16 protein-coding genes and 2 pseudogenes are annotated in these 25,154 nt (G+C 33.4%); 15 read left to right on the plus strand and 3 right to left on the minus strand.

Annotation, left to right across the window (positions count from 1 at the left end; translation table 11 throughout):
- Positions 1–172: 172 nt before the first annotated feature.
- On the minus strand, positions 173–1,039 hold the full coding sequence (locus L3X37_RS14670) for an AraC family transcriptional regulator (protein WP_237240920.1): 867 nt from the start codon (positions 1,037–1,039) through the stop codon (positions 173–175).
- Positions 1,040–1,622: 583 nt separating this feature from the next.
- On the opposite strand from L3X37_RS14670, the gene L3X37_RS14675 reads away from it, so the two are divergent.
- The 9 genes and pseudogenes from L3X37_RS14675 (at position 1,623) to L3X37_RS14710 (ending at position 14,436) form a co-directional block, all read left to right on the plus strand.
- Positions 1,623–4,703: a SusC/RagA family TonB-linked outer membrane protein gene (locus tag L3X37_RS14675; protein WP_237240921.1), complete on the plus strand. Its 3,081-nt coding sequence runs from the start codon at positions 1,623–1,625 to the stop codon at positions 4,701–4,703.
- A gap of 10 nt (positions 4,704–4,713) precedes the next feature.
- Positions 4,714–6,399 (plus strand): RagB/SusD family nutrient uptake outer membrane protein, encoded by a 1,686-nt coding sequence (locus tag L3X37_RS14680; RefSeq protein WP_237240922.1) that lies wholly within the window; start codon positions 4,714–4,716, stop codon positions 6,397–6,399.
- A gap of 644 nt (positions 6,400–7,043) precedes the next feature.
- Positions 7,044–8,699, plus strand: a complete 1,656-nt coding sequence (locus L3X37_RS14685; RefSeq protein ID WP_237240923.1) for a hypothetical protein — start codon at positions 7,044–7,046, stop codon at positions 8,697–8,699.
- Between the two features lie 133 nt (positions 8,700–8,832).
- Positions 8,833–8,907: pseudogene (locus L3X37_RS15500) on the plus strand (hypothetical protein); the annotation flags it as partial.
- Between the two features lie 122 nt (positions 8,908–9,029).
- Positions 9,030–9,803: an RraA family protein gene (locus L3X37_RS14690; protein ID WP_237240924.1), complete on the plus strand. Its 774-nt coding sequence runs from the start codon at positions 9,030–9,032 to the stop codon at positions 9,801–9,803.
- An 80-nt stretch (positions 9,804–9,883) separates the two neighbouring features.
- Positions 9,884–11,290: a glucuronate isomerase gene (gene uxaC / locus L3X37_RS14695; protein WP_237240925.1), complete on the plus strand. Its 1,407-nt coding sequence runs from the start codon at positions 9,884–9,886 to the stop codon at positions 11,288–11,290.
- A gap of 14 nt (positions 11,291–11,304) precedes the next feature.
- On the plus strand, positions 11,305–12,075 hold the full coding sequence (locus L3X37_RS14700) for an SDR family NAD(P)-dependent oxidoreductase (RefSeq protein WP_237240926.1): 771 nt from the start codon (positions 11,305–11,307) through the stop codon (positions 12,073–12,075).
- Positions 12,076–12,099: 24 nt separating this feature from the next.
- Positions 12,100–13,353, plus strand: coding sequence for an Nramp family divalent metal transporter (locus L3X37_RS14705; RefSeq protein WP_237240927.1), 1,254 nt, complete (start codon positions 12,100–12,102; stop codon positions 13,351–13,353).
- A gap of 36 nt (positions 13,354–13,389) precedes the next feature.
- The gene (locus L3X37_RS14710; RefSeq protein ID WP_237240928.1) at positions 13,390–14,436 is read left to right on the plus strand and encodes a mannonate dehydratase; all 1,047 of its coding nucleotides are present in this window, start codon (positions 13,390–13,392) and stop codon (positions 14,434–14,436) included.
- 115 nt (positions 14,437–14,551) lie between these two features.
- On the opposite strand, the pseudogene L3X37_RS14715 reads toward L3X37_RS14710, so the two are convergent.
- Positions 14,552–15,306: pseudogene (locus L3X37_RS14715) on the minus strand (IS1595 family transposase); the annotation flags it as partial.
- Between the two features lie 105 nt (positions 15,307–15,411).
- Entirely contained in the window at positions 15,412–15,990 is a 579-nt protein-coding gene (locus L3X37_RS14720; protein WP_237240929.1) for an RNA polymerase sigma factor, read from the minus strand.
- A gap of 115 nt (positions 15,991–16,105) precedes the next feature.
- Here L3X37_RS14720 and L3X37_RS14725 point away from each other — a divergent pair, with 115 nt between their 5' ends.
- From L3X37_RS14725 to L3X37_RS14750, 6 genes are all read left to right on the plus strand, one after another.
- Complete coding sequence (locus L3X37_RS14725) at positions 16,106–17,257, plus strand: FecR family protein (RefSeq protein ID WP_237240930.1); 1,152 nt, start codon at positions 16,106–16,108, stop codon at positions 17,255–17,257.
- A 156-nt stretch (positions 17,258–17,413) separates the two neighbouring features.
- Entirely contained in the window at positions 17,414–20,944 is a 3,531-nt protein-coding gene (locus tag L3X37_RS14730; protein ID WP_237240931.1) for a SusC/RagA family TonB-linked outer membrane protein, read from the plus strand.
- Between the two features lie 11 nt (positions 20,945–20,955).
- Positions 20,956–22,353, plus strand: coding sequence for a SusD/RagB family nutrient-binding outer membrane lipoprotein (locus L3X37_RS14735; protein ID WP_237240932.1), 1,398 nt, complete (start codon positions 20,956–20,958; stop codon positions 22,351–22,353).
- Positions 22,354–22,560: 207 nt separating this feature from the next.
- Positions 22,561–23,787 (plus strand): M14 family metallopeptidase, encoded by a 1,227-nt coding sequence (locus L3X37_RS14740; RefSeq protein ID WP_237240933.1) that lies wholly within the window; start codon positions 22,561–22,563, stop codon positions 23,785–23,787.
- 25 nt (positions 23,788–23,812) lie between these two features.
- Positions 23,813–24,868 (plus strand): amidohydrolase family protein, encoded by a 1,056-nt coding sequence (locus L3X37_RS14745; RefSeq protein WP_237240934.1) that lies wholly within the window; start codon positions 23,813–23,815, stop codon positions 24,866–24,868.
- A gap of 11 nt (positions 24,869–24,879) precedes the next feature.
- A complete protein-coding gene (locus tag L3X37_RS14750; protein WP_237240935.1) occupies positions 24,880–25,113 on the plus strand; it encodes a hypothetical protein in 234 nt (77 codons plus the stop codon).
- Positions 25,114–25,154: the final 41 nt, after the last annotated feature.

Genomic DNA, 25,154 nt, shown 5'->3' on the forward strand with positions numbered 1-25,154 from the left:
TTGCTCAAAAGTAAGCTTTTCTTTTTGCTTTACTTTAAAGACTTGTTTCCTGAAATCTAATGAATATGCCATACTGCAAAATACAAAAAATATGACAAATTACAATGATTTAGCTATATCTTGTAAGCTACATATTTGCTTGGTTTTCGTCATCCATAAGATCAAAATTATTTCAATTAGATTTAGACCATAATGCTCTATACTCACGTGGAGTTTTTCCAATAATAACTCTAAAAGCCCTATTGAAATTAGAAATATTATTAAAACCTGAATCATAGGCAATTTCAATAATGTTTTTATCGGATTCAATTAATAATTTACAAGCAAATGAAATTCTAAGTTCATTTATATAGCTTATTACAGTATTCCCAGTTTTTCTTTTAAAATAATTGCAAAAAGCAGATTTAGACATGTTGAAATTTGATGCTAAGTCATCAAGATATATTTGTTTTTTAAAATTATGAGAAATGAAATCAAGTGTTTGAGTTATTCTTTTAAACGAATTATTTTCTAAATTTTTAAACGTTAAGGATGCAAGAAATTCAAAATCTTCCGAAACAGATAAGTTGTGTAGCAACTGAGTAAATTTCATAATCTTATCAAACCCACTTGAATTACATAAGGAAATAAGTAGTGAATGGTTTTTGTCTGCTACTTTGTTTCCAAATGAAATACCGCGTGTTGAACTATTTAACATTTTTGAAATATGAAACAATTCAGGGTGGTAATTTGAAAAATAATCTATAATATTTGTTGGAAATTGAATAACTATAACTTGGGTAGTGTAATTTTTATTATTATAAAATATTTCATCATTTTTCCAAGTATGCGGTAGACGACTTCCTACCAATACCAAATCTCCTTTTTTGAAGGGTTTTATAGAATCCCCAATATATTTTTTTCCAAAACTTTTTAACACATAAACAATTTCTAGTTCTTCATGTTGATGTAGAGGAATAGTAAAATGCTGAATTTTAATATTTCTAGCTCTTAGAGAAGAATTAATTGGAAATGGAATTTTTTCATAAAATATTTCCATGAACAAAGTTTTTTAATATGTAAATATATAATAAATAAATAAAATGTTATAAGAGTATAAAAATGCTTAATTCAGCTTTTATATAGTGACATAAATAAATTTATAGAATATGTTATATTCAAAAGTAATAATTTGTATGTTTTTAATTACAGAAACGGAACAATTATTCAATCAATCTTATTTTTAACCTAAATTGTTGTAAAAAAATAAATTTTTAAGCAAATTAATACATTGGAATTTAGTTAACTACTATAAAAATATATCTATAACAATCTACTCTAAAATTTTTATTTTGTTAATCAATTTTGCAAAGAATAAATTTTGACTTCTCTTGTTTTGCATTAAAAAAAATAAAACATTACATGTGTAACCTTATTTGTATACACGTTTATTGTATAAATTCAATAAGTATTCCTTAGTGCTATATGTAATAATATGTAAATATATCATCATAATCAAAATATATTTCACTAGACAATGAGAGATCCTTAAACTATTTTTACATAACTAATTGCAGACAAGTGTGGTCTTAAACTCATTCTCAATGAAGCAAACTAAATTAATTAATTAAAACCAATAATGTATGAAAAAAAATACTAAAAGGTTATTATTAAGTAACCAAACCAAACTCAAGTTAAAATTGAAGGTAACAGTTTTTTTGTGTTGTATTTCGATTTTATCAATGAAAGCAGAAGGGTATTCTGAAAATTTAAATTTTGAAACTGTAGCTTTGCAGCAATCTATAAAAGGATCTGTTAAAGATATTAATGGTGATCCTTTACCGGGAGCAAGTATTCTTGAAAAAGGAACAACCAATGGAGTTGTTTCAGACTTTGACGGAAAATTTTCTATTAGCTTGACAACTTCTAAAGCTATACTTGTCGTTTCATATCTTGGTTATGTGCCTCAGGAAATTTCAGTAGCAAATCAAGATGAGGTGATAATAGTATTACAAGAAAATGTTTCTAATCTTGATGAAGTTGTAGTTGTTGGTTATGGTACTGTAAAACGAAAGGATCTTACTGGTTCTGTTGCTAGGGCAGATATTGAAGCATTTCAAAATCAACCAAATGTAAGTGTTGTGCAATCATTACAAGGTACTGTTCCTGGTCTAAATGTTGGAGCGGTAACTAGTCCTGGTGGCAATCCAGGCTTATCTGTAAGAGGAAGGACTTCCCTTTCTGGTGCTTCGAATCCTCTAATTATTCTTGATGGAATAATTTATAGGGGTAGTTTAGTTGATATAAATAATGCAGATGTTAAATCTGTAGATGTGTTAAAGGATGCTAGCTCTAAAGCTATTTATGGTTCTCAAGCAGCGAATGGAGTAGTTATCATCACTACTAAAGCAGGACGAGAAGAAAGAAAGCCAGTTTTTAATTTTTCTAGTTATCTTTCAGTTCAAACCCCTAGCAGGATGATAAATCCATCAACTAGGGAAGGTTATATAAATAAAACTCGTAATTATTATTGGGAAGAAGCATTTTTGGCTCCAGATTATACTGAAAGAGATCCGAGTTTTGATCCTACAACTAGATTTGTTTATCCCGAGGTAAGAGAAGGTTTTAATAATGGTACAAATACTGATTGGCTAGATCTTACAACACAAAACTCTTACATTCAAAATACCAATATAAGTATGGCGGGTAGTACAAAAAAGAGCTCTTACTATCTATCTGCGGGTTATACAGAGAATAAAGGTTATATGAAGAATGACAATTTTAGTAAGGTAAACCTGAGGGTGAATTTTGAGAATAAAATTGCAGATGGTTGGAATATAGGACTTCAAACGTTTATGTCTTCTTCAGATTATTCTGGTGTTTCAACAGATTTATGGGGTGCGCACTTATTAGCTCCATTGGTGGCTCCTTATAATGATGATGGCACATTAAATCTTTGGCCACAGGGTGCTGTAAGAAATCCGTTAGCTAATTTAGAAATAGACGATCTAGATAAAAGATTGAATTTGTTTGCTACTTTTTTTACAGAAATTCAAATCCCTTTTGTTAAAGGATTATCATATCGCCTTAACTATTCAACCAATTACCGAACAAGAAGAAACTATCGGTTTGATAAATTTGGAAATACCGAACAAGGTTCTGCATATAAAAATAACAGTCTGAACACTGATGAAACTATTGATAACATTCTAACTTATTCAAGAACATTTAATAACAAACACGATGTAAAAGTAACTTTGCTTTATGGTAAAGAAAGTCGTAGTGGAGACAATACAAATGCCAATTCAGGAATATTTATTAATCAGGCACTAGGTTACAATAGCTTAGAGAGTGGAGCAACCGATCAACAATTAGTTAGTTCAGGTGCTTTTCAAGAAGATGCATTGTACCAAATGGGTAGATTAAATTATGGGTACGATGATAGATATTTAGCGACACTAACATTTAGAAGAGATGGTTTCTCTGGATTTGGTGTTAACAATAAATTTGGAACATTCCCTTCCATTGCACTTGCCTGGGTTCCTAGTAATGAGAAATTCATGGCAGATGCTTTGCCTTGGGTAAATAATCTAAAATTCCGAGGCTCTTACGGTAAAAGTGGTAATCGTACAGTAGGAAGGTATCAAACTTTAGCAAGAGTATCTGGGCGTTTTCTTTATGTCTTTGGAGACGGTGGAGATTCTGCTTATGGTCAATATATTTCAGCTTTGGCTAATAACGATTTGGGCTGGGAAACAACAACTGGATTAAATGTTGGGATGGATTTTAGTGTGTTAAATAATAGATTAAGCGGGTCTATAGATTATTACAACAACACAACTGAAGACATTTTGTTTAATGTTAATTTACCTAGAATTACAGGTTTTTCTACCTTACCAACTAACATAGGGGAAGTTGCTAATAACGGATTGGAAATTTCACTTTCATCTACAAACATTAAAACAGATGATTTTGAATGGAGAAGTACCGTAGCTTTTTCAAGAAATAAAAACAAAATTGTGAGCATCTTGGGTAGGGATGATGATGGAGATGGAGTCGAAGATGATTTAATTGCAAATGGGCTGTTCATTGGAGAAGCAATTGGCGCTATATATAATTATACGGTTGATGGAATTTATCAAGTAGGAGATAATATTCCAAGCGGTTATCGTGCAGGTCAATATATACTTAGAGATTTTAATGGTGATGACTTGATTACACCATTGGAAGACCGTTCAATTATAGGTTACACAGAACCAGCTTATAGGTTTAGTATTTATAACGAATTTAGTTATAAAAATTGGACTGCGAGTGCCTTTATTAATTCAATACAAGGAGGTAAAAGTGGTTATTATGCCAGTAATACACCAGTTTGGGGTTCTAATAATTCAGATAATTGGAATATGCCAAGAGAATACTCTTATTGGACACCTTCAAACCCGAATGCAGAATATTCTGGATTAAGGTATAATAATCCAATTAATTCTCCAATATATAGACAACGAAGTTTTGTTAGGTTACAAGATGTAAATATTACGTATAACCTTCCTGCTAATTTGGTTAAAAACTTAGCAATTGATGCTGCTAGAGTGTACATTAGTGGTAAAAACCTAGCTACTTGGACAAATTGGGTTGGAGGAGATCCTGAAACAGCTAGCGGTGTTACTTCATATAGTTTGCCAGTGATGAAAAGTTTTTCCCTTGGTTTAAATTTAACTTTTTAATTATTTAAGTATGAAATATTATAAAATTATTATAGCAGCCTTTATTTTTTTTAGTGTAAGTGCATGCGATGAAGACATATTATTAGAGACCCCTCTAGATTTTTTAAGTCCAGAGAATTCTTTTACTAAACCAGAAGATATTGAGGCAACGCTTTTTTCTCAATATAGAAGACTTTTGAGGTTTAATGATGGTAATTGGCAAAACACAGCTTACTTGCACGTAGGGACAGATTTAGGAATGGCATGTAGGAATCCTGCTGATAGCCATTTTGGTAATTACCCTGCCAATTTGCTTCCTACTACGGGAATTGTATCTAGCTATTGGTCTCAATTGTATGATATTGTATTTACTTCTAATGTTGTGCTTAACAGAATTGAAAATGTAGTGTATTCAAGTCAAGCTGAAAAAGATGCGCACATTGCTGAAGCCTTATTTTTTAGAGGATATGCTTATCGTTGCTTAGTACATTTATATGGTGGAGTTCCCCTAGTGCTTGAGGAGATTACAAGTCCCAGAAGGGATTTTGTAAGATCCACAAAAGAAGAAACTTTGAATCAGGCCATTCTAGACTTAAAATTTGCTGCCGAAAATTTACCAAGTGTAGCTGAAGTTGATGCACCGGGTAGGGTTAGTAATGCTGCAGCTCTGCATACATTATCTGAGCTTTATATTACTATTAAAGAGTGGGACTTAGCCATTGATGCGGCTACTAGTGTTATCGATGATCCTAATATTGCCCTTATGACAACACGTTTTGGAAATAGGGCAGGAGATGAAGGTGATCCGTATTGGGATTTGTTTCAAAGATTTAATCAAAATAGAAGCAGTGGTAATACAGAAGGTATTTTGGTTTTACAATCTGAATTTGATGTTCCTGGTGGATCAGCTGTAGCCAACAATACCGAAGGCTTCCTGTACGAAAGGTGTTACGGTCCTCTTTACTGGTTTGTAAATGACCCAGATGGCGTAAAAATATTTTTTGGTGCTAGCACACAGAATGGTGGTAGACCAGTAGGTTTTATAAGGCCTACGCCATACTTTACTCATACTATATGGGAAAAAGGAGGCAATTGGGATGTAGACGTTCGTAATAACAATAGAAACATTCAAAGATATTGGGTTACTGATAACCCATCGTCAGCTTATTTTGGAATAAAAACGAGTGATTATCCTCAAAGTTGGTTTGATGGACTGTCTGCTCAGGATACATTAAGAGATTTTCATCCTTATATAACTAAGGTAACTACAAAAAATGATCACCCTACTGCAGCCATGTCTAATCCGTCAACAGGATTAATGGCCTCAAATTCAGGAAAAACACATGCAGATTGGTATTTAATGAGAGTAGCCGAGACCTATTTATTAAGAGCCGAAGCGTACTTGGGTAAAGGAGGACAGGAAGATAAAGCGGCTGCCGACATCAATATGCTTAGAAACAGAGCTAATGCTATCCCTGTTGATCCAGCAGATGTAGATATAGACTATATATTGGATGAGCGCATGAGAGAATTAAATTGGGAAGAGCAAAGAAGGATGACATTGAGTAGATTGGATAAGCTTTATGATAGAACGGTTTTGGGTAATCCATTTTCAGGAAACACAGTACAGCCTCATAATAATTTATTTCCAATTCCTTTTAGTGAAATTGAACGAAATACACAAGAGGTACTTGAACAAAATCCTAATTATAATTAAGACCGTTTTGTTAACCTTTAATAAAAAATATAATTAAGCTTAGTATTTATAAGCGTATTAAATTAGTTTATTATTAGTTAGTTTTTTAGATTGTTTTTTAAATAGAATGGTTGGTATAGCCAAAACTAACCATTCTATTTCTTTTCAATAACAACATAAATTAATACTGAAAAGAAATTTTGTAGTTATATTTTTACCTGTATTATAAAATGTATTTGGGTAATCAACAGATTAGATACGAGATAATTTTAAAAAGAAATCGAAACTTCAAATAACGAGTTTATACATATAACTCTACCTTTAGGAATACAGGGCAGAGGGATTGCGATGATATTCACATATTTATCGCACTACTTAGGATTTTACCAACTGACCAATAAAATGGTTGGTGGCTTTCGAACTTGTAACTATAAAAAAGGGAGGAGAACAAAGGTTTGAAATTTCAAAAGAACAATACAACTGGAAGTAGATAGCTCCTCAAAGCATATATTAATCGTTTAGTTTTTTAATTAAAAAAATTAAAAATGAAAGCAACACAGAAAAACTTAATCATTTTACTTGTTCTGATTACAGCAATTCTTTCTTGTATAGAAAAAGATAGTAAAATATCCAAACGAGCTACAAGTTCGAAATACATTATGGATATGGTATATAACAATTTAGGTCTTACACCACGAGTGTCAGAATTTAACAATCCTAAATATGTGAAAGAGATGGGCTTTAACGGGATGACACCCCATTGGTATGTTCAATGTGGTATAACCTACGATTTACTTGATAAAGGTATTGTGCCCGAAGGTTCTGAAGAAAGAAAATGGATAGAAACCAACGCTGTTAAGCTTAACCAGAAGATTAAAGAAGCCCAAAAAGCAGGTGTAAAGCTCTACCCGTTTACCGATTTTCTGGTTGTTCCAAAATCAGTTTGGAAAAAGTATGGTAAACAAATGGTAGCCGATGAATTTATAGATAAAGTGGATTCAGAGAATTATCATAAACCAGATATCAGAAAAGAAATGACCAAAAAGATTTTGAGAATTCAAATAGCAGAGATTTTTGAAACATTTCCTGATCTTGATGGACTAATGTTACGTTTCGGAGAGACTTATTTACACGATACACCACATCATCTAGGAAACAGTCCGCTACGAAAGGGACAAAAAAGTATTCCAGACAATATAGAATTGTTAAAAATCTTACGCGAAGAGGTTTGTGTAAAAAGAAACAAAACGCTTTTTTACAGGACATGGGTACATGATATTTTTCAATATGATCCTGCAACTTATCTAGCAGTAACCAATCAGGTTGAACCTCACCCAAATTTGATATTTGCGGTTAAGCATACTCATGGTGATTTTTTCAGAACCGTAAGATTTAATCAAACACTTGCAATCGGAAACCATCAACAGGTTGTGGAGGTTCAATGTCAGCGAGAGTATGAAGGGAAGCAGGCTCATCCCAATTACATTGCAAAAGGTGTGATTGAAGGTTTTGAAGAGTATGATTATCTTATGGAGCCAGAACAAACTCAGAGTTTGAATGATATAAAAGATTCCAATATATTTGCAGGTGTTTGGACCTGGTCTCGTGGGGGAGGCTGGCTGGGGCCTCATTTAAAAAATGAGTTTTGGGCAGAACAGAATGCTTACGTAATGTCTAAATGGGCGCAAAATACCAGCAGGTCTGAAGAGGAGCTTTTCACTGAATTTGCAAGGTACAAAGGATTTTCGGATGATGATATTCCAAAACTTAGAGAAATAAGTTTGTTGTCAGCAAAAGCAGTATTACGAGGGAAATATACGCGTTACGGTAGTTACAGTGTGGTGTGGACCAGAGATCAGTATATACATGGATCAGGAATGTTAAAAAAACACTTTGATTACGTTATTAAGGAAGGGCTTGTAGAGGCTGTTTTGGCTGAAAAGAAAGAAAGTGTTGACATGTGGAAACGGATAGAAGAAATGGCAGGGGAAATTAAGACAAAAGATGTATCTCTAAATGAATACCTTGTTACCTCAGCAAAGTATGGAAGGATAAAATATGAGATTATTGAAAAAGGCTGGATTGTGATGCTGCTTGGGCACATTGGCGACCAAACAGGAGAATACGAAAAGAATAAAATAAGAGAGGCAATAGGACGGTACGATGAACTTTGGGAAGAATGGAAAGAACTGGAAAAGACCAGCCCTTCGTGTGCCACGATTTACGAACCCAACGGTTTTGCTATCCGCGGACATTTGGATATATACGGTAATCCTGAAACAGGTATTGGTGCTTCGGTTGATAAGTACCGAAAAATATAAAGATTAATAAATCATGAGTAGAATTAAATATGCTGTTTTGGTGTTATTATTTTCATTTTTTTATTGAATCTCTGATGCACAAAATAAAGATCTGTCCTGGGAAGAATTACGTGAAATATAGGAATTCCCTACATGGTACACTGAAGCCAGATTTGGTATCTTGTCACATTGGGGTGCGCAGTCGCGCCCCGAACTTGGCGGTGGTTAGTATGCTAGGCATATGTATCAAAAAGATGTCGGATATCAAAGCTTTGGAAGAAAGGCCTATTTATATCACAATAAAACTTACGGACATCCTTCAGAAAAAGGCTTTAAAGATGTAATGCATGAATGGAAAGTCGAAAAACTGGATGCCGATACTTTGATGAAATATTAGAAATAAACAGACAAACTTTAATTAAAGTAAGAAACATGCAGACATGGAAAACCGATGACGAGCTTTTTAAAATAGCTAAAAATGAATTATTTGTGGCACTTGTTGGAGATGTATTAGATAAATTAGGATACCTACACCAATTTATTTCTCCAAACATAAAACCTTTACGTAACGACATGGTTGTTATAGGCAGGGCTATGCCCGTTTTAGAGGCAGATGTATTCGAAGAATCTGCAAACGTAACCAACAATCAGTTAATGAAAAAACCTTTTGGAATTATGTTTGAAGCTCTCGACAGTCTTAAAGAAAATGAAGTTTATATATGTTCTGGCTCATCGCCTCGCTATGCTCTTTGGGGAGGACTAATGAGCACAAGGGCTCTGAAATTAGGAGCGGTAGGCGCTGTTGTCGATGGATTTTCAAGAGACTCTAATGAAATTGAGAACTTAAACTTCCCAACATTTTCTTTAGGTTCTTATGCGCAAGACCAAGGGCCAAGAGGAAAAGTCATTGATTATCGTGTGCCCATAGAATTCAACGGCATTAGAGTAAATCCTGGAGATATAGTTTATGGTGATCGTGATGGGGTGTTAATTGTTCCTCAAGAGGTAGAAAGGCAAGCTTTTGAAGGAGCTATAGAAAAAGCACGAGGTGAACAGCATGTGAAAAAGGCATTACAAAATGGCATGAGTACGGTTGATGCATTTAATAAATTTGGAATTATGTAAGAGCTTTGATACGTCTCTAAGCAAAATCACGAATAGGAATAACATGTTAATTTTTAACTGAAAACATTAACGATTTATTGATGAGAAACCCAATAGTAGATCAGAATTTTTTATTGCACAATAGTGTTGCCGAAACATTGTATCATGAGTATGCATCAAAGATGCCTATCATTGATTATCATTGTCATATAGAAGCTCAGGAAATTGCAGAAAATAGAATCTTTCAAAACTTGTCTCAAATATGGTTAGAAGGCGACCACTACAAATGGAGAGCCATGAGAGCAAATGGGATTTCTGAAAAATACATTACAGGGGAAGCTACAGATTGGGAAAAATTCCAAAAATGGGCCGAAACAGTGCCATATACCATTCGAAATCCTTTGTATCACTGGACACATTTAGAATTAAAAAATCCATTTGGAATTCAGGATATTTTAAATGAAAATTCAGCAAAGAACATTTACGATAGAGCTTCTGAGAAATTAAGTAGTGGAGAGTTATCTGTTCAAAATATCATGAAAATTTTTAATGTTGAAAAGGTTTGTACAACAAACGATCCTATAGATCCATTAAACTGGCATGAACAAATTACACAAAGCGATTTGAAAATTATAGTCTCTATGTCGTGGCGTCCAGATAGAGCTATGGATGTAAGAGATCCACTAGAATTTAATCGTTATCTAGGAAGCTTAGAAGAACTTAGTTCAAGCGCTATAGATTCTTATTCTGATTATTTACAAGTACTTAAACGTCGACATGATTATTTTCATGATAAAGGATGTAGACTTGCAGATCACGGATTGGAATTTCCTTTCCCAATAGATGTATACACAACGCAAGAAATAAGTTCGATTTTCTTAAAAATAAGAATGGGAAAAAAGCTGTCTTATAGTGATCAGCAAAAAATAATGAGTGCCTTGTTGTATGAATTCTCTGTTTGGAATTTCGAAAAAGGTTGGGTTCAACAATACCACATAGGTGCTCTAAGAGATGTGAATATTAAAGGTGTGCGGAATATAGGAAAAGCATGTGGGTTTGATTCCATTGCTGACTTTAGTTATGCCGCATCTATGGGAATCTTTTTAAACCGATTAGAAGAAGATAACCAATTAGCCAAAACCATTATATATAACCTAAACCCAAAAGATAATGAAATGGTAGCTTCCATGATTGGAAACTTCCAAGATGGCTCTGTGCCAGGTAAAATCCAATATGGTTCAGGTTGGTGGTTTTTAGACCAGAAAGATGGTATGATAAGACAAATCAACACACTGTCAAACCAGGGCTTGCTGAGTCGATTTATTGGAATGCTTACCGATTCACGTAGTTTTTTGTCCTATTCCAGACACGATTATTTTAGAAGAATTTTATGCCAGATAATTGGAACAGACGTAGAGAATGGAGAGCTTCCAAATGATGCAGATCTGTTAGGGAAGATTGTACAAGACATATCTTATAATAATGCAAACAATTATTTTGATTTTTAATACAATAAACACCAATGATGAATAACATAGAGAATATTACAGATTTAACAAATAAGGTCGCTTTGGTAACAGGAGGAGGTTCTGGTATAGGTCTTGGCATAGCAGAACAATTCATAAAGCTTGGGGCCAAAGTGGTTATAACAGGACGCGACTCAAAGAAATTAGAAGCAGCAAAATCGAAGTTAGGGACAAATTGCTTTTTTTACATTAATGATGTTACTAAAAAGAGTGAGCACCATAACCTTGTAAAAAATATAGAAGAAAAAATAGGCCCTATTGAAATTCTGGTTAACAACGCTGGAAAACATCAAAAAAAACCTTCAATTGAAGTCACCGATGAAGAGTTTCAAGAAGTAATAGACACGAATGTTAATAGCATTTTTTCTCTAACAAGAGAGGTTTTAAAATATATGATTATTAGAGAAAAAGGCTCTGTCATTAATATCAGTTCTATGGCTGCTCTTTATGGAATTCCTTTGGTTGCTGCCTACAGCAGCTCTAAAACAGCTCTTTTAGGAATGACTAGAGCTTTAACTTCTGAGTATTCTCATACAGGTATACGGTTTAATACCATTGCCCCAGGGTTTATAGAATCAAAAATGTTCAGAAATGCCATGGCACAAGATCCAGAACGAGAAAACAAGATTCTTTCAAGAACACCCGCACAGCGTTTTGGAGCCCCATCAGATATTGCTAAAGCAGCAGCATTTTTGGCTTCAGACGCTTCAGTATTTATTACGGGTATCTGTTTACCTGTAGATGGAGGGAATTCTATTGGCTTTTAATAGAATAATTTAAAAAGACAAAAAATGTCAAAATTTAAAAAACTTATTGCCAGTATATTGCCTGGGATTTTCCTGATTGGATACAATGTAGGCACAGGAAGTGTCACATCCATGTCTAAAGCAGGAGCCAATTTTGGATTAGATCTCCTTTGGACTGTTCTTATAAGTTGTTTGATAACCTATTACCTCATCGTACTATTTAGCAAATATACCATGGTGACAGGAGATACTATTATTCAAGGTATAAAAAAATACATTCACCCTAGCATTGCTATCATTTTAATAACAGCACTATCTATAATTATATTAAGTGCATTAATGGGCTTGGTAGGTATTCTGGCGGATGTTTTGCAAGTTTGGTCTACAAGCATATTAGATCTTGGTATTTCATCACTATTTTGGGCAATAAGCATCGCTACAAGTATTTACATATTACTTTGGGTAGGGAACTATGCTTTTTTCGAAAAAGTGTTAGCGGTATTTGTAGCCATTATGGGAACTGCCTTTATTGCCACAATGTTTATCAACTTCCCATCTGTAGACGAATTAGCTAGAGGCTTGGTGCCTACATTACCAGAAACTGCAGAAGGAAGCGATAACAGTCCTTTAATTATTATAGCTGGTATGGTTGGAACTACGGTATCTGTATTTACATTTATTATTCGTTCTCAGATAGTAAAAGAAATTGGTTGGAAAATAAAAGATACAAAACTTCAAAAACGAGATGCATTTATTAGTGCTTCCATGATGTTTATTATCAGTGCTGCTGTAATGATTACTGCCGCTTCGACATTGCATGTACAAGGATTAACAATGAATAATGTTGCGGAGATGGTGCCATTACTTGAGCCAATTGCAGGAAAAGCAGCATTAGGAGTTTTTGTTATAGGTATTGTCGCCGCAGGATTATCATCGCATTTACCCAATTTACTAGTGATTCCTTGGTTGATAATAGATTATAAAAACGAAGAAAGAAATACTCAAACAAAAAAATACAGAATCATTTTATTTGTATTATCTGTTGTAAGTATTTTTGGTGTTGCTTTTGGTTTTAAGCCTGTGTTTGTGCTTATGTTATCTCAGGCATGTATTGCCATAATACTTCCAATTACGATAGCCTGTATATTTTATTTAACCTCAAAAAAAGCGTTGATGAGTAGCAATGTAAATCGTATTTATGACTTTATTATACTTAGTGTGATCTTAGTATTTTCAATTTATGTCAGCAGTTTAGGGATAGAAGGATTAATTGCCGATTTAGCAACTTTTTTAATATAAGAAGAAATGAAATTAGGATTTGGATTATATAAACACATGCTCAATGATGCCCATTACCGTTTTGCAAAACAATGTGGGGCAACGCATATTATCATACATCTTGTAGATTATTTTGGGCATGAGAAAAATAATAAAGAAAATGCAAATCAACCTATTGGTCAACAAGAAGGATGGGGAACTGCCGGTGATGGAAAGCTATGGAGTTTGGAATATTTATTGAAAATAAAAAAAGAAATCAATAATCATGGTTTAGAACTGGAAGGGATTGAAAATTTTGATCCTGCCATGTGGCATGATGTTTTATTGGACGGTCCCAAAAAAGAAGCTCAAATAGAACTTATAAAAAAACAAATTAGAATCGTTGGAAAAGCAGGGATTCCAGTATTTGGCTATAATTTTTCGTTGGCAGGTGTATCCAGTAGAACTGTGGGAGCCTATGCAAGGGGTGGTGCCGTTTCTGTTGGAATGGAAGGACAAGCTGATGAAACCCCGATACCAAATGGAATGGTTTGGAACATGGTATATGATGAAAATGCAACTGGGGCTTCACTTCCTAAAATTACCCATGAAGAATTATGGGTTCGTTTACAATATTTTTTAGATAACATCATTCCAGTAGCAGAAGATGCCGGAGTTAAGATGGCAGCACATCCCGACGATCCCCCGATGCCGTATATCAGACAAACACCTCGTTTGGTATATCAACCAGACATGTATCAAAAATTAATTGATATGAAGCCAAGTGAAAGCAACCAACTTGAGTTTTGTTTAGGTACTATAGCTGAAATGACAGATGGCGACGTACATGAAGCAACCGAGCGGTATAGCAGTCAAAATAAAATAGCCTATATCCACTTTAGAAATGTTGTAGGCAAAGTACCTAATTATAAAGAAGTGTTTGTAGATGATGGTGATATTGACATGATACAAATTTTAAGAATTCTTAAAACGAACAATTTTGAAGGAGTGATGATTCCAGATCACACACCGCAAATGACATGCGATGGTTCTTGGTATGCGGGCATGGCTTTTGCCATGGGTTATATGAAAGCTGCCATTACTATTATTAATAGCGAAGAGTAAATTTTCTTTTAAGACTTTTTATTGTACAAAAAAGTATAAGTGATTTAGCTATCATTGAACCCTTTAGATAAATTTGAGCTTTTTGGGATAAAAATTTTTGAATATCCGTTTTCAATCATAACCCAGTAATATTAGCAATAACAAGTCTATCGAAGAGTTTATCTCCAAAGTATCTTCTATTAAGTTTGTAAACAAATTCATTAAGGTAAAGTTGTAGGTATTTCCCTTTAATTTTATGATAATTACCTAGTAAGTTTCGCTTTGCATTACTAATGGTTATGTGTACCCATTTTAGCGTTTTCTTAGTTGTTTCTTTATCAGATTTTTCTGTTATGTGCAATTCAATAAAGTCAGCAATATCAACATATGATGTCCTTTTATCTGTAAAGACAATACTTTTCTCATCAATAGATGCTTCTATAGTTTGATTTATATCTTCTGATTTATGGCTTTGCAGCACTTTAGCTTTAAAGTAACGACATTGGCGTTGTACACTACCTTTTTCATCTTCTAAAGGAGTGCTTTCTGCCATAACAGCTACATTTTGTTTTCCTACCGCACCACGTCCTCTAATACCTTTATCTTGTTCTATTTCAGAAGATTCTACTGTAAAGTAACCTTCTCCATTTCTATCATACCTTCTAAAGTGTACATCGCATTTCTTTTACCCATTGCTTTGCGTAGTTTGTGAACCATAGCCCAAACGGGTTCATAGCGTTTAAGACTTAATTGACGTTGGATTTCTTTTGATGAAAAACCTTTTTTTGTGGCACTTAATAGAAACATGGTTTTATACCAAACCAAAAATGATAAATTTGAGCTTTGCATTATAGTTCCACTTCTTAAAGAGGTTCTACTTCTACATTTTTTATAATTATGGCAAATTACGGATATTCAATTTGGTATTATTAACAATGAAAATAGACGAAACGGAGAATTTGTAATCAAAAGACAGACAAAATATTCTATTATTAACTAAGTTTTTTTAGTGCCAAACAACAAAAATAGAATTGACATCACTTTTTCTTTCATTTTTTTTCTTATAATAGATAATGCTTTAACCATTTGTTTTTCAACCGTATTTACAGACACGTTTTGATATTCAGCAATTTCAACATAAGTAAGACCTTCTTGTTTACTAAGTAAGAATGTCTCTTTGCACCTTGGTGGTAATCGTTCAATTTCATTTTGCACAAGCTTCATTAGTCGATTTATTTCAGTAACATCTTGCACTTCAATAACAGTATCCAAACTTTCTATATACTTTTTTTCTAGTTTAGTGACAGCTACTTCTTTTCTGTATTGATCAATAAATTCATTATAAACCGATTTATAAAGGTAGTTCTTAATAGAAATATTGGTGTTTAACTTTTCACGTTGTTGCCACATTCTAACAATAACATTTTGAACGATATCTTCTGATTTAAAGTTATCTCTGGCAAGATTACTAGCATAATCACATAACTCTTTATAATGAAGGTCTACCAAAAAAGAATATGCACCAGTATGACCTTTTTTAAGGTGTTTGATAAGTTTTTTTTGACTGGAAAACACGTAGCGCAATTAGATAATATGAAATTTAATTAAAACAAATTTAATTTTTTTTTAATAAAGCGTGGTGGTGGTGTAATTTTAGTTTCGTTATACAACTATAGACACTGTAAAATAAATGGATAAAAAAATTGAAATAATAATTACAAAGTTTCTTACTAATGAAGCTAATATCGATGAGCTTAGGCAGTTAGAATTATGGATAAGTAATTCTAAAAATGAAATATTGTTTCTTGAATACATAAAGGCCAATACTTTTTCTAATATGGTTGTGAGTAAGTATGATATCAAAAAGGCCAAGGAAAAGATTGTTCGTAGTATTCGAAAAGAAAAGCGCAAGAGTAATAGTATAATAAAATACGTAGCCGCAGCTGTTCTTATTGGAGTATTGGCTTCGAGTTACTTCTTCAGAGATAATATATTCAATAGTCCTATAGAAAATAGCCCCGTAATTGTAAATACTATAGAAGCTGGGACTGATAAAGCAACACTAACACTAAGTGATGGTTCTGTGGTAGCATTAGAAAAAGGAGAGACTTTTAAAACTAAAAATGCTAAAAGTAATGGCAAGCAAATAGTCTATGGTGTCTCTAAAAATAAAACATCCCCCGAGATAGCATACAATTATTTAACGATTCCTCGCGGTGGTCAATTTTTCGTAAAACTATCTGATGGTACCCAAGTATGGTTAAATTCTGAATCTCAATTAAAGTACCCTGTAAGTTTTATTGATGGCAAACTACGACAAGTAGAGCTTATTTATGGTGAAGCTTATTTTGATATATCTCCGAGCACAAAACACAAAGGGTCAAAATTTAAGATACTAACAGATATTCAAGAAATTGAAGTCTTTGGAACAGAACTTAATATAAAAGCCTACCAAGATGAAAACACTATTTATACGACATTAGTAGAAGGAAAAGTTTCGGTTAAAAACGATAACAAAATTGAGTTCTTAAAACCTAACCAACAGTCCGCAATTGATGTTAACTCCAAAACAATAAATATTAAACACGTTGATGTTAATAATGAAATTAGTTGGATTCATGGAGAATTTGTTTTTTACAAAAAGCCGTTAAAAGAAATAATGAAAGTACTTTCTAGGTGGTACGATGTTACCATAATTTTTCAAAATAAATCTTTTGAAAACACAGAATTTAATGGAGAGTTAAGCCGAGACCAAAAAATAGAAGATATTTTAGAATTAATTAAACAAACAAAAATTATTAATGCATATGAAATAAATAACAATACCATCATATTAAAATAAAAAGAGGGTCGGAAGTATTAATATCTCACCACCAACATTTCCTCCCCCTTTAGGTAATTAATCAATTAAATGTAACTAATTAACACATGCAAATTTATGAAAATTAAACCAACTAACGTTTTGTTTTTTCTTAGAACGAAACTGCTAAAAAACGTCATGAAAACTTTAATATTCTTTTTCTGTTCCGTAGTTTTCAGCTTAACACCGAACAATATTTTATCTCAAAATATCAAAGTTAAAATAGACCAAGATAAGACTGTAACCATTGATGAGGTTTTTAAATTAATAAGTAATCAAACAGATTATAAATTTATTTATCAAACAGACTTATTTAAAGGCTTGCCTAAGGTTCATGTAACTAAAGGAACCATCAAGCTAAATAAATTATTGAAGAAATGTTTTTCAGTTAGCAATTATAATTTTGAGGTTTCAGAAAACAATTCAATTGTTATAAATGAAAAGCCAGATATCATAATTAAAAAAAATAAACAAAAAAGTCTAACGGGTACTATAACTGATAATTATGGGGTTCCATTACCAGGGGTAAATGTTATAGTTAAAGGCACATCAACTGGGACCTCCACAGATTTTGATGGAAACTTTAGTTTAGATGTAGAAGAAGGAGCTATTCTTGTTGTAAGTTATATAGGTTTTAAAACAGTTGAAATTGTTGTCGCAGATCAAACTGTCATTAATGTTACATTAGAAGAAGACGCTGCAAGTTTGGATGAAGTTGTCATAAATGCATTAGGTTTTGCGGTTAAGACTGATAAATTAGGAAGTGCAGTTTCTAGCGTTAAAGCAGAAGCAATGACACGCTCTGGTGAGACTTCCGTAGCGAATGCGATACAAGGTAAAATGTCTGGTGTAAATATTACTCGTAGTAATGGAGATCCAGGTTCTGGATCTAATATTAGAATAAGGGGTGCTAATACTATTTCTGGAAATACACAACCACTAATAATAGTAGATGGAATTCCTATTAGTAACAGTAATAATAATGGAGGGGGCAGTAACTCAACTGCCAATGGTACTTCGCAACAGTCTCGTTTAAATGATATTAATCCAAACGACATTGAAACTTTACAAGTGTTAAAAGGTGCTTCGGCGGCTGCATTATGGGGTTCAAGAGCCTCAAATGGTGTTGTTATTATAACTACTAAATCAGGAAAAAAAGGTTTTAGAGTCTCTTTAAAAACATCCGTAGCATTTGATGAAGTTACTGAAACTCAACTTTTACAATCAAACTATGGACCAGGTTCTTCAGGTGTTTATAGACAAGGTTTTTTAAGGGCTTGGGGAGATGAAATATCAGACAGAGCTGGAGGCGAAGATGTAGTAGATACAAATGGTGCTTATTTTATTGGTGATCAAACAGGAACAATATATTATCCTATAGCACGGGGAAGTTCAACTGATCCTCACGGAGGAAAGCGGTCAAGAGAAACTTTTTTAGATAAAAACTTTAATCAAGTATTTCAAACAGGTCTTTTATTGGAACAATCATTAAGTATTAGTGGTGGAAATGATAAAGGCAATATATTTTTTAGTTTAGGAAATACAGATCATGAAGGGGTTGTTAGAAATAATGATTATAAAAGGCATACCGTAAATATAAGTGCTACCAGAAAGTTTAATGATTTTATCAGTTTAAAGCTAAAAGGGAAATACTCTAGAATTGGAGCAAATAGGATTCAACAAAATTCTAATTTAGCAGGTTTGTTATTAGGTTTTTATAGAACGCCTCCAGATTTTGATATTTCAGATTATACAGGGACTTATGTAAGTGCTACGGGAGCAGAAATAGCAGGGCGTCATAGATCTTACAGAAACCCTATTGGAGCAAGTAATAGACCACGTTATAATAATCCACTATGGACAACCAATAAACAGAAAGCGCCAAATACAGTAAACAGACACATTTACTCAGCGGAACTTGACGTTTTTCCAATTGAAGGGCTTAATGTTAAATTAAGAGGAGGCGTTGATACTTATAATGACGCTAGGACTTATTTTTTTCCAAAAGGATCAGCAAGAACAACAACACCTCCGTTATTTAGAATAGATGGTAGTTTGCTGCAAGAAAATTTATCAGGAACAGAATTAAATTTTGATGCCATTGCTAAATATGATATTGATCTTTCAGAAAATATTACTTCATCTTATGTTTTAGGATGGAATATAAATGACAGAAAGTTTAATAGAACAACAGCAATAGGAAATGATTTTATAGTTGATCAAGAAATTTATAATTTGACTAATTCTAGAGAAACGACTTCAGAAAACTTTATAACTCACCGAAGATCTAACAGAGGGTTTGCAACAGCAAATTTTGGTGTGTTTAATCAGTTATTTATAGATGTTTCTGGAACCGTTGAGGCAGCTTCTACAATAGGTAAACCATTTTTCTATCCAGCAGCAAGTGCTGCATGGCAATTTTCTGATGCTAAATTCTTCCCAGAAGAAAGTTTTATAAGTTTTGCTAAAGTGAGGTTAAGTTGGGGAAAAGTAGGTATCCAACCAGACTTATACAGAAGTTCAACAAATTATGAAGGCGATTTTTCATATAGCGGAGGTCTAGCAGGAACTTTAGGCTCAACCTCTAACGGAGGTGGTTTTAGGTTAGATAACAGAAGGGGTAATAATAATTTAAGACCAGAAATAAAAACAGAAATAGAAACAGGTTTAGAATTGCGTTTTTTCGACAATGCTTTATCCACAAGCTTTACATATTATAATAATGATATTGAAGATATTTTATTAACATTAGATCAGTCAGCGAGTAGTGGTTTTACTTCATTTTATACCAATGGAGCCGCAATTGAGAATAATGGTTTTGAATTTGAGTTTAATGCTAAACTATTAAGAGATAATGATAATTGGTCCTTTTCTCCATATGGAAATTTTGCAACCAATAAAAATGAAGTTACAGATTTATCAGGAGCCGATATTCAACCCTTAACTGGATTTGGAACAGGAGATTCTGTGGCCGCTGTAGGGTATCAAATGGGTGCCTTATTTGGAGGAAAATTGCCAAGAAACGCAGACGGAAGTATAGAATTAGATGCTAATGGTTTTCCAGTAGGCTCACCAGTATATGATATTATAGGCGACCCAAACCCAGATTGGACAGGTGGTTTAGGGTTTAATTTAGCATATAAAAATGTGTCCATGAATGTGCTATTTGAGCACTCACAAGGTGGAGATTTTTATGATATTACCAGACAAATAAACACACAAAGAGGTCATAGTTTAGAATCTGGAAATAAAGCAACAATACCAGCAGGAGGTGTGGTTGACGTTAATGGTAATGCTTATGCTGCTGGAGATGTGGTAAGAGGTAACTTATACGATTTTGGAGCAGGAAATGTGCTTTTAGAAGAAAGTTGGTATAGAGGGAATGGAGCAGGAAACAGAGGATTTAGTGAGTTGTGGCTACAAGACGCAACTTGGACGCGCTTAAGGGAATTAACATTAACCTATTCTTTAGGTCAAAACATACTAGATAAATTAAAGTTATCAGCCGTTAATTTTAGTGTAACTGGAAGAAATTTAGTTTTGTGGACAGATGTTATAGGTAATGATCCAGATAAGAATTTTGCAGGTGTTGGTAATTCTAGAGGTTTAGATTATTACACCAATCCTTCTACAAAGTCATATATGTTTAATTTGAATATAACATTCTAAAAAAATTAATTATGAAATTATTTAAAATAAGTTTTATTATAACAATTCTCTTCAGCTTTTTTGGGTGTCAAAGTATAGTTGAGGATATAAATGATGTCGATCCAAATAAAATTGCTACTGTTAGTGGCGAAGTGTTGTTTACAGGAATTCAACTTGCAGATATTGCAGGGCAATCAGGTATTTTAAGTCAAGCAGGAGGTGTTGCTTCAGGCTATTTTGTTGGAGCAGATAGGCTTAACTTTATTCAAAATTATGAATATATAAATACAGATTCTAATACACCTTGGAATAATATTTACCAAGGCGTTGTAAAACAAGCTAGAGAGCTAAGAAGTGGTATTGATGTGCCTAACAAGGACTTTTTCTACGGAGCATCAAAAGTATTAGAGGCACATGCTGTTGGGACAGCTGCCAACATATTTGGGGATGTCCCTTTTAGCGAGGCTGCTAATAATGATATTCCAACTCCAAAATACGATGGACAAGTGAGTGTTTATATGGCACTTCAAGATTTATTGGACGAGGCTATTTCAGATTTGCAAAATGCAGGAACAAGCGGAGGCATAGGTGAAGATATTTTCTTTGGAGGAGATTCTGGTAATTGGATTAAAACGGCTTACACATTAAAGGCACGTTTGTATTTAGATGTTAGAGATTATGCTAATGCATTATCTGCCACACAAAATGGTATTTCGTCTTCAACGGAGACCATGAAATATTTACCACCAAACACATTAGGAGCAGACACCAATTTATTGCATGAAGTTATTACGGGATCTACTTCAGGTGGGGCTATAGCTGCGAATGGCTCCTTTTTAATTGATTTATTGGGTACTGGCTCTGAAAGCAGGAATAATGCAAAAACTAATGAAGTAGATAGAGCCGCTTATTATTATGATGGAACGGATATAAATGACTCAGGAATAGCTGGTGTTGATGAACCAATGAATCAAATTTCTTTACAGGAGAATTTATTAATTTGGGCTGAAACTTCTTTACGCTCTAGTGCTAGTAATTTTGATACAGCATTAATGAAATTAAACGAGCATCGTGCTAATTTAAGAAATGGTGTTTATTTCCCTGTAAACACAGGTGTTTATGACGATTATGTTGAAGCTGACTTTTTAGCTGGCGGCATTGAAAATGCAGATAGTTCTTTATCTAAAGAAGACGCTTTATTAAGAGAAATTATTGAAGAGCGCTATGCAACATTCTTTACTACTGTTTTAGGATTCAATGATTTAAGGAGAATGAAAAAGGATCCAGTTGCTATACAAGTGCCTGTCCCTTTCAATGTGGGTTCAAAACACCCAGAGCGTTTCTTATACCCTTTTGATGAAGAAAACACTAACGGTGCAAATGTACCTGAAATAGCAGATATATTTGTAAAGACCGCAATAAACCAATAAAGATAAAGTTTTGAATTAGGGATTGTTTTAAATAGTTCTTCTTAAAAATAATCCCTAATTAATTAACTGTATGGATAGCCGTTTGTGATAGAATAAATATCAAATAATAATCACAAGATTTTGATTTTGATCTAGATTTTAACACATTACATTTAAGATCATAATCGTGAATTTATAACAACATTAATTGATTTAATAATATATTTTATGAAACTTTCCTTTAGTAATGCTTTGTTATTGATTTTTTTAATACTGGCAGGTTGTAAAAGTGTAGATACCGTTGTTTTTAAAACTATGGTAGATACAACAACTAAACCTATTTTAAATCAAAAGAGACAAACGTATACTTTAAACGATTTAGGTATCTATGCTAGTAACGAGTTTGATGGAGCCAGATTGAATGGGTTGAAAAAGGTTAATGATAGTACGGCTATCCTTTTAATAAATCCAGAAAACGAGCCCATTAACAATAGTGCTTATTATGCCTTTAAAGTTTGGTCCAATACATCCAAACCTTTTTATTTTACTTTTCAATACCCAAAAGGTTATAAACACAGGTATGTTCCAAAGCTTAAACGAGATAAAGAATGGACTGTTTTAGACTCTACAAATGTTTTCAAAAAAGACAGTATTGTAACAATAAAACTTAACCTGAGTAAATCTCCTACTACTGTTTCTGCACAAGAAATTAATTCTTCATCAGACGTTAAAGCGTGGTACAGCAACTTAATTAAAGGCAAAGAAAGTTATGTACGTTTTAGTAACTATGGGGAATCAAAATTAGGACGTGATTTACCAGTTCTTGATATTTATAAAGGAGATAAAAAAGGCAAGGATATTATTGTGCTATTAACACGTCAACATCCTCCAGAGGTTACTGGTTATTTTGCGTTTCAAGAATTTTTGAAAACCATATTAAATGATTCGAACCTTTCAGGCAATTTTCTAAATAAATATCGAGTATTGGCTTTTCCAATACTAAATCCTGATGGGGTAGATTTAGGGCATTGGCGCCATAATGCAAATGGTATAGACACAAATAGAGATTGGTCTGTCTATAATCAACCAGAAGTAAAACAAACCGTAGAATTCATCACTAAGACTATGAGAAAGCAGGATGCTAAATTGATTTTAGGGTTGGATTTTCATTCTACATATAATGATGTCTTTTATACTAATAAAATTAGAGAAGGAACAACGTTACCCAATTTTATAGAAGATTGGTTCACAGCCTTAGAGGCTAATATAGATAATTACAAGGTTAACGAAGCAGCCGGTAATAGTACAAAACCAGTATCCAAAGGGTGGTTTTTATATGGGCATAATGCAACGGGAATAACCTATGAAATTGGAGATGCCACGCCCAAAGACAGAATTCAAGTTATTGGCAAAGTAACTGCAGAACAGATGATGCACGTTTTACTAAATAAATAGTTTTAAAACTAAGACCATACAATCATTGAAAACATTAAAACCTCTATTTTATTTAATTTTAATTGGCTGTGTGATATCGTGTAAAAAAGAAATTAAAGCAGATATTCTTATTAAAAACGGAACAGTTTATAATGGTATTGACACAGCTTCAAGTCGAGTTTCAATAGCGTTAGAAAAAGACAAAATTATTTTTATTGGTGATGAGGCTTCTGTTGAAAATGATGGAGATAGTTTTTTGCCAACATTAGACTATAAAGAAAAATACGAAACTCACGGTATTGGAACCAACGCTGTTTTACTTGTAGGGCACGGAACCGTGAGAAATCAAGTTATGGGCACTAGTGACCTAAAGGCATCTGAACAAGATATTTTAAAAATGAAAGCGCTTGTGCAACAAGAAATGGATGCAGGAGCTTTTGGTATGTCAACTGGATTGTTTTATTCACCAGGTAGTTATTCCAATACCGACGAAGTTATAGCTCTAGCAAAAGTAGTTTCAAAAAATAAAGGTATTTATGATACGCACTTACGAGATGAAAGCTCGTATACCGTTGAATTAATTCCTGCTATTCAAGAAGCCATTGAAATAGGGAGAGAAGCAAAACTACCTATACATATTTCACATATAAAATGTTTAGGTGTTGATGTTTGGAAGCAAAGCCAAGACATTATTGCACTTATTGAAAAGGTCCAAAAAGAAGGCATTGACGTTACAGCAAATCAATACCCCTATGATGCCTCGGCTACAGGACTGAAAGCCGCTGTTGTCCCACGTTGGGCAGAAAGTGGTGGTGAAGATTCTTTATTTATTCGATTTGATAACCCCAAACTTAAGAAGCAGATTCTAGAAGAAACGAATAAAAATATAACCCGACGTGGAGAACTTGAAAAACTATTGATTGTAAAAGCTACCGACGCATCATTGGTTGGTAAAAACGTATTGGAAATTTCCAAGTTATGGAAGGTTTCTCCAGAAATGGCGGTTTACAAAACGTTAAGATTGGGTTATGTAAGAGTTGCTTCATTCAATATGAACCCAACAGATATTCACAATTCGCTAAAGAATTACACGAGTATTTAAAAGAAAAAACATTGTTTAATCCTAATGGAAGTATGAAAGATAGCGAGTTCTACATTAGTGTTGCCAATAACGATAATGCTAATAATAAAATAGATGAACAAGATCTTTTTCCTTATGAGTTTAAGTATGGGAGGCATGCAGGTAAAATTCAAGAATATGTAAAAGTAGTACCCTTTAGCAGAGATAATATTTCCTACGATATTTTAACACGCTTCCAAGAGCAAATTCCACATGTATATCAATAGATGCAGAATTTTAATTAGAAAAATGAAAAAACTAGAGGGCT

The organism is Wocania arenilitoris, assembly GCF_021728535.1.
GTDB lineage: Bacteria > Bacteroidota > Bacteroidia > Flavobacteriales > Flavobacteriaceae > Wocania_A > Wocania_A arenilitoris.

Excerpts from the sequence above, each read along its gene's own strand:
- L3X37_RS14670 (WP_237240920.1), bottom strand. The coding sequence starts at position 1,039 with ATGGAAATATTTTATGAAAAAATTCCATTTCCAATTAATTCTTCTCTA.
- L3X37_RS14675 (WP_237240921.1), top strand. The coding sequence starts at position 1,623 with ATGAAAAAAAATACTAAAAGGTTATTATTAAGTAACCAAACCAAACTC.
- L3X37_RS14680 (WP_237240922.1), top strand. The coding sequence starts at position 4,714 with ATGAAATATTATAAAATTATTATAGCAGCCTTTATTTTTTTTAGTGTA.
- L3X37_RS14685 (WP_237240923.1), top strand. The coding sequence starts at position 7,044 with ATGGTATATAACAATTTAGGTCTTACACCACGAGTGTCAGAATTTAAC.
- L3X37_RS14690 (WP_237240924.1), top strand. The coding sequence starts at position 9,030 with ATGGAAAGTCGAAAAACTGGATGCCGATACTTTGATGAAATATTAGAA.
- uxaC (WP_237240925.1), top strand. The coding sequence starts at position 9,884 with ATGAGAAACCCAATAGTAGATCAGAATTTTTTATTGCACAATAGTGTT.
- L3X37_RS14700 (WP_237240926.1), top strand. The coding sequence starts at position 11,305 with ATGATGAATAACATAGAGAATATTACAGATTTAACAAATAAGGTCGCT.
- L3X37_RS14705 (WP_237240927.1), top strand. The coding sequence starts at position 12,100 with ATGTCAAAATTTAAAAAACTTATTGCCAGTATATTGCCTGGGATTTTC.
- L3X37_RS14710 (WP_237240928.1), top strand. The coding sequence starts at position 13,390 with ATGCTCAATGATGCCCATTACCGTTTTGCAAAACAATGTGGGGCAACG.
- L3X37_RS14725 (WP_237240930.1), top strand. The coding sequence starts at position 16,106 with ATGGATAAAAAAATTGAAATAATAATTACAAAGTTTCTTACTAATGAA.
- L3X37_RS14730 (WP_237240931.1), top strand. The coding sequence starts at position 17,414 with ATGAAAACTTTAATATTCTTTTTCTGTTCCGTAGTTTTCAGCTTAACA.
- L3X37_RS14735 (WP_237240932.1), top strand. The coding sequence starts at position 20,956 with ATGAAATTATTTAAAATAAGTTTTATTATAACAATTCTCTTCAGCTTT.
- L3X37_RS14740 (WP_237240933.1), top strand. The coding sequence starts at position 22,561 with ATGAAACTTTCCTTTAGTAATGCTTTGTTATTGATTTTTTTAATACTG.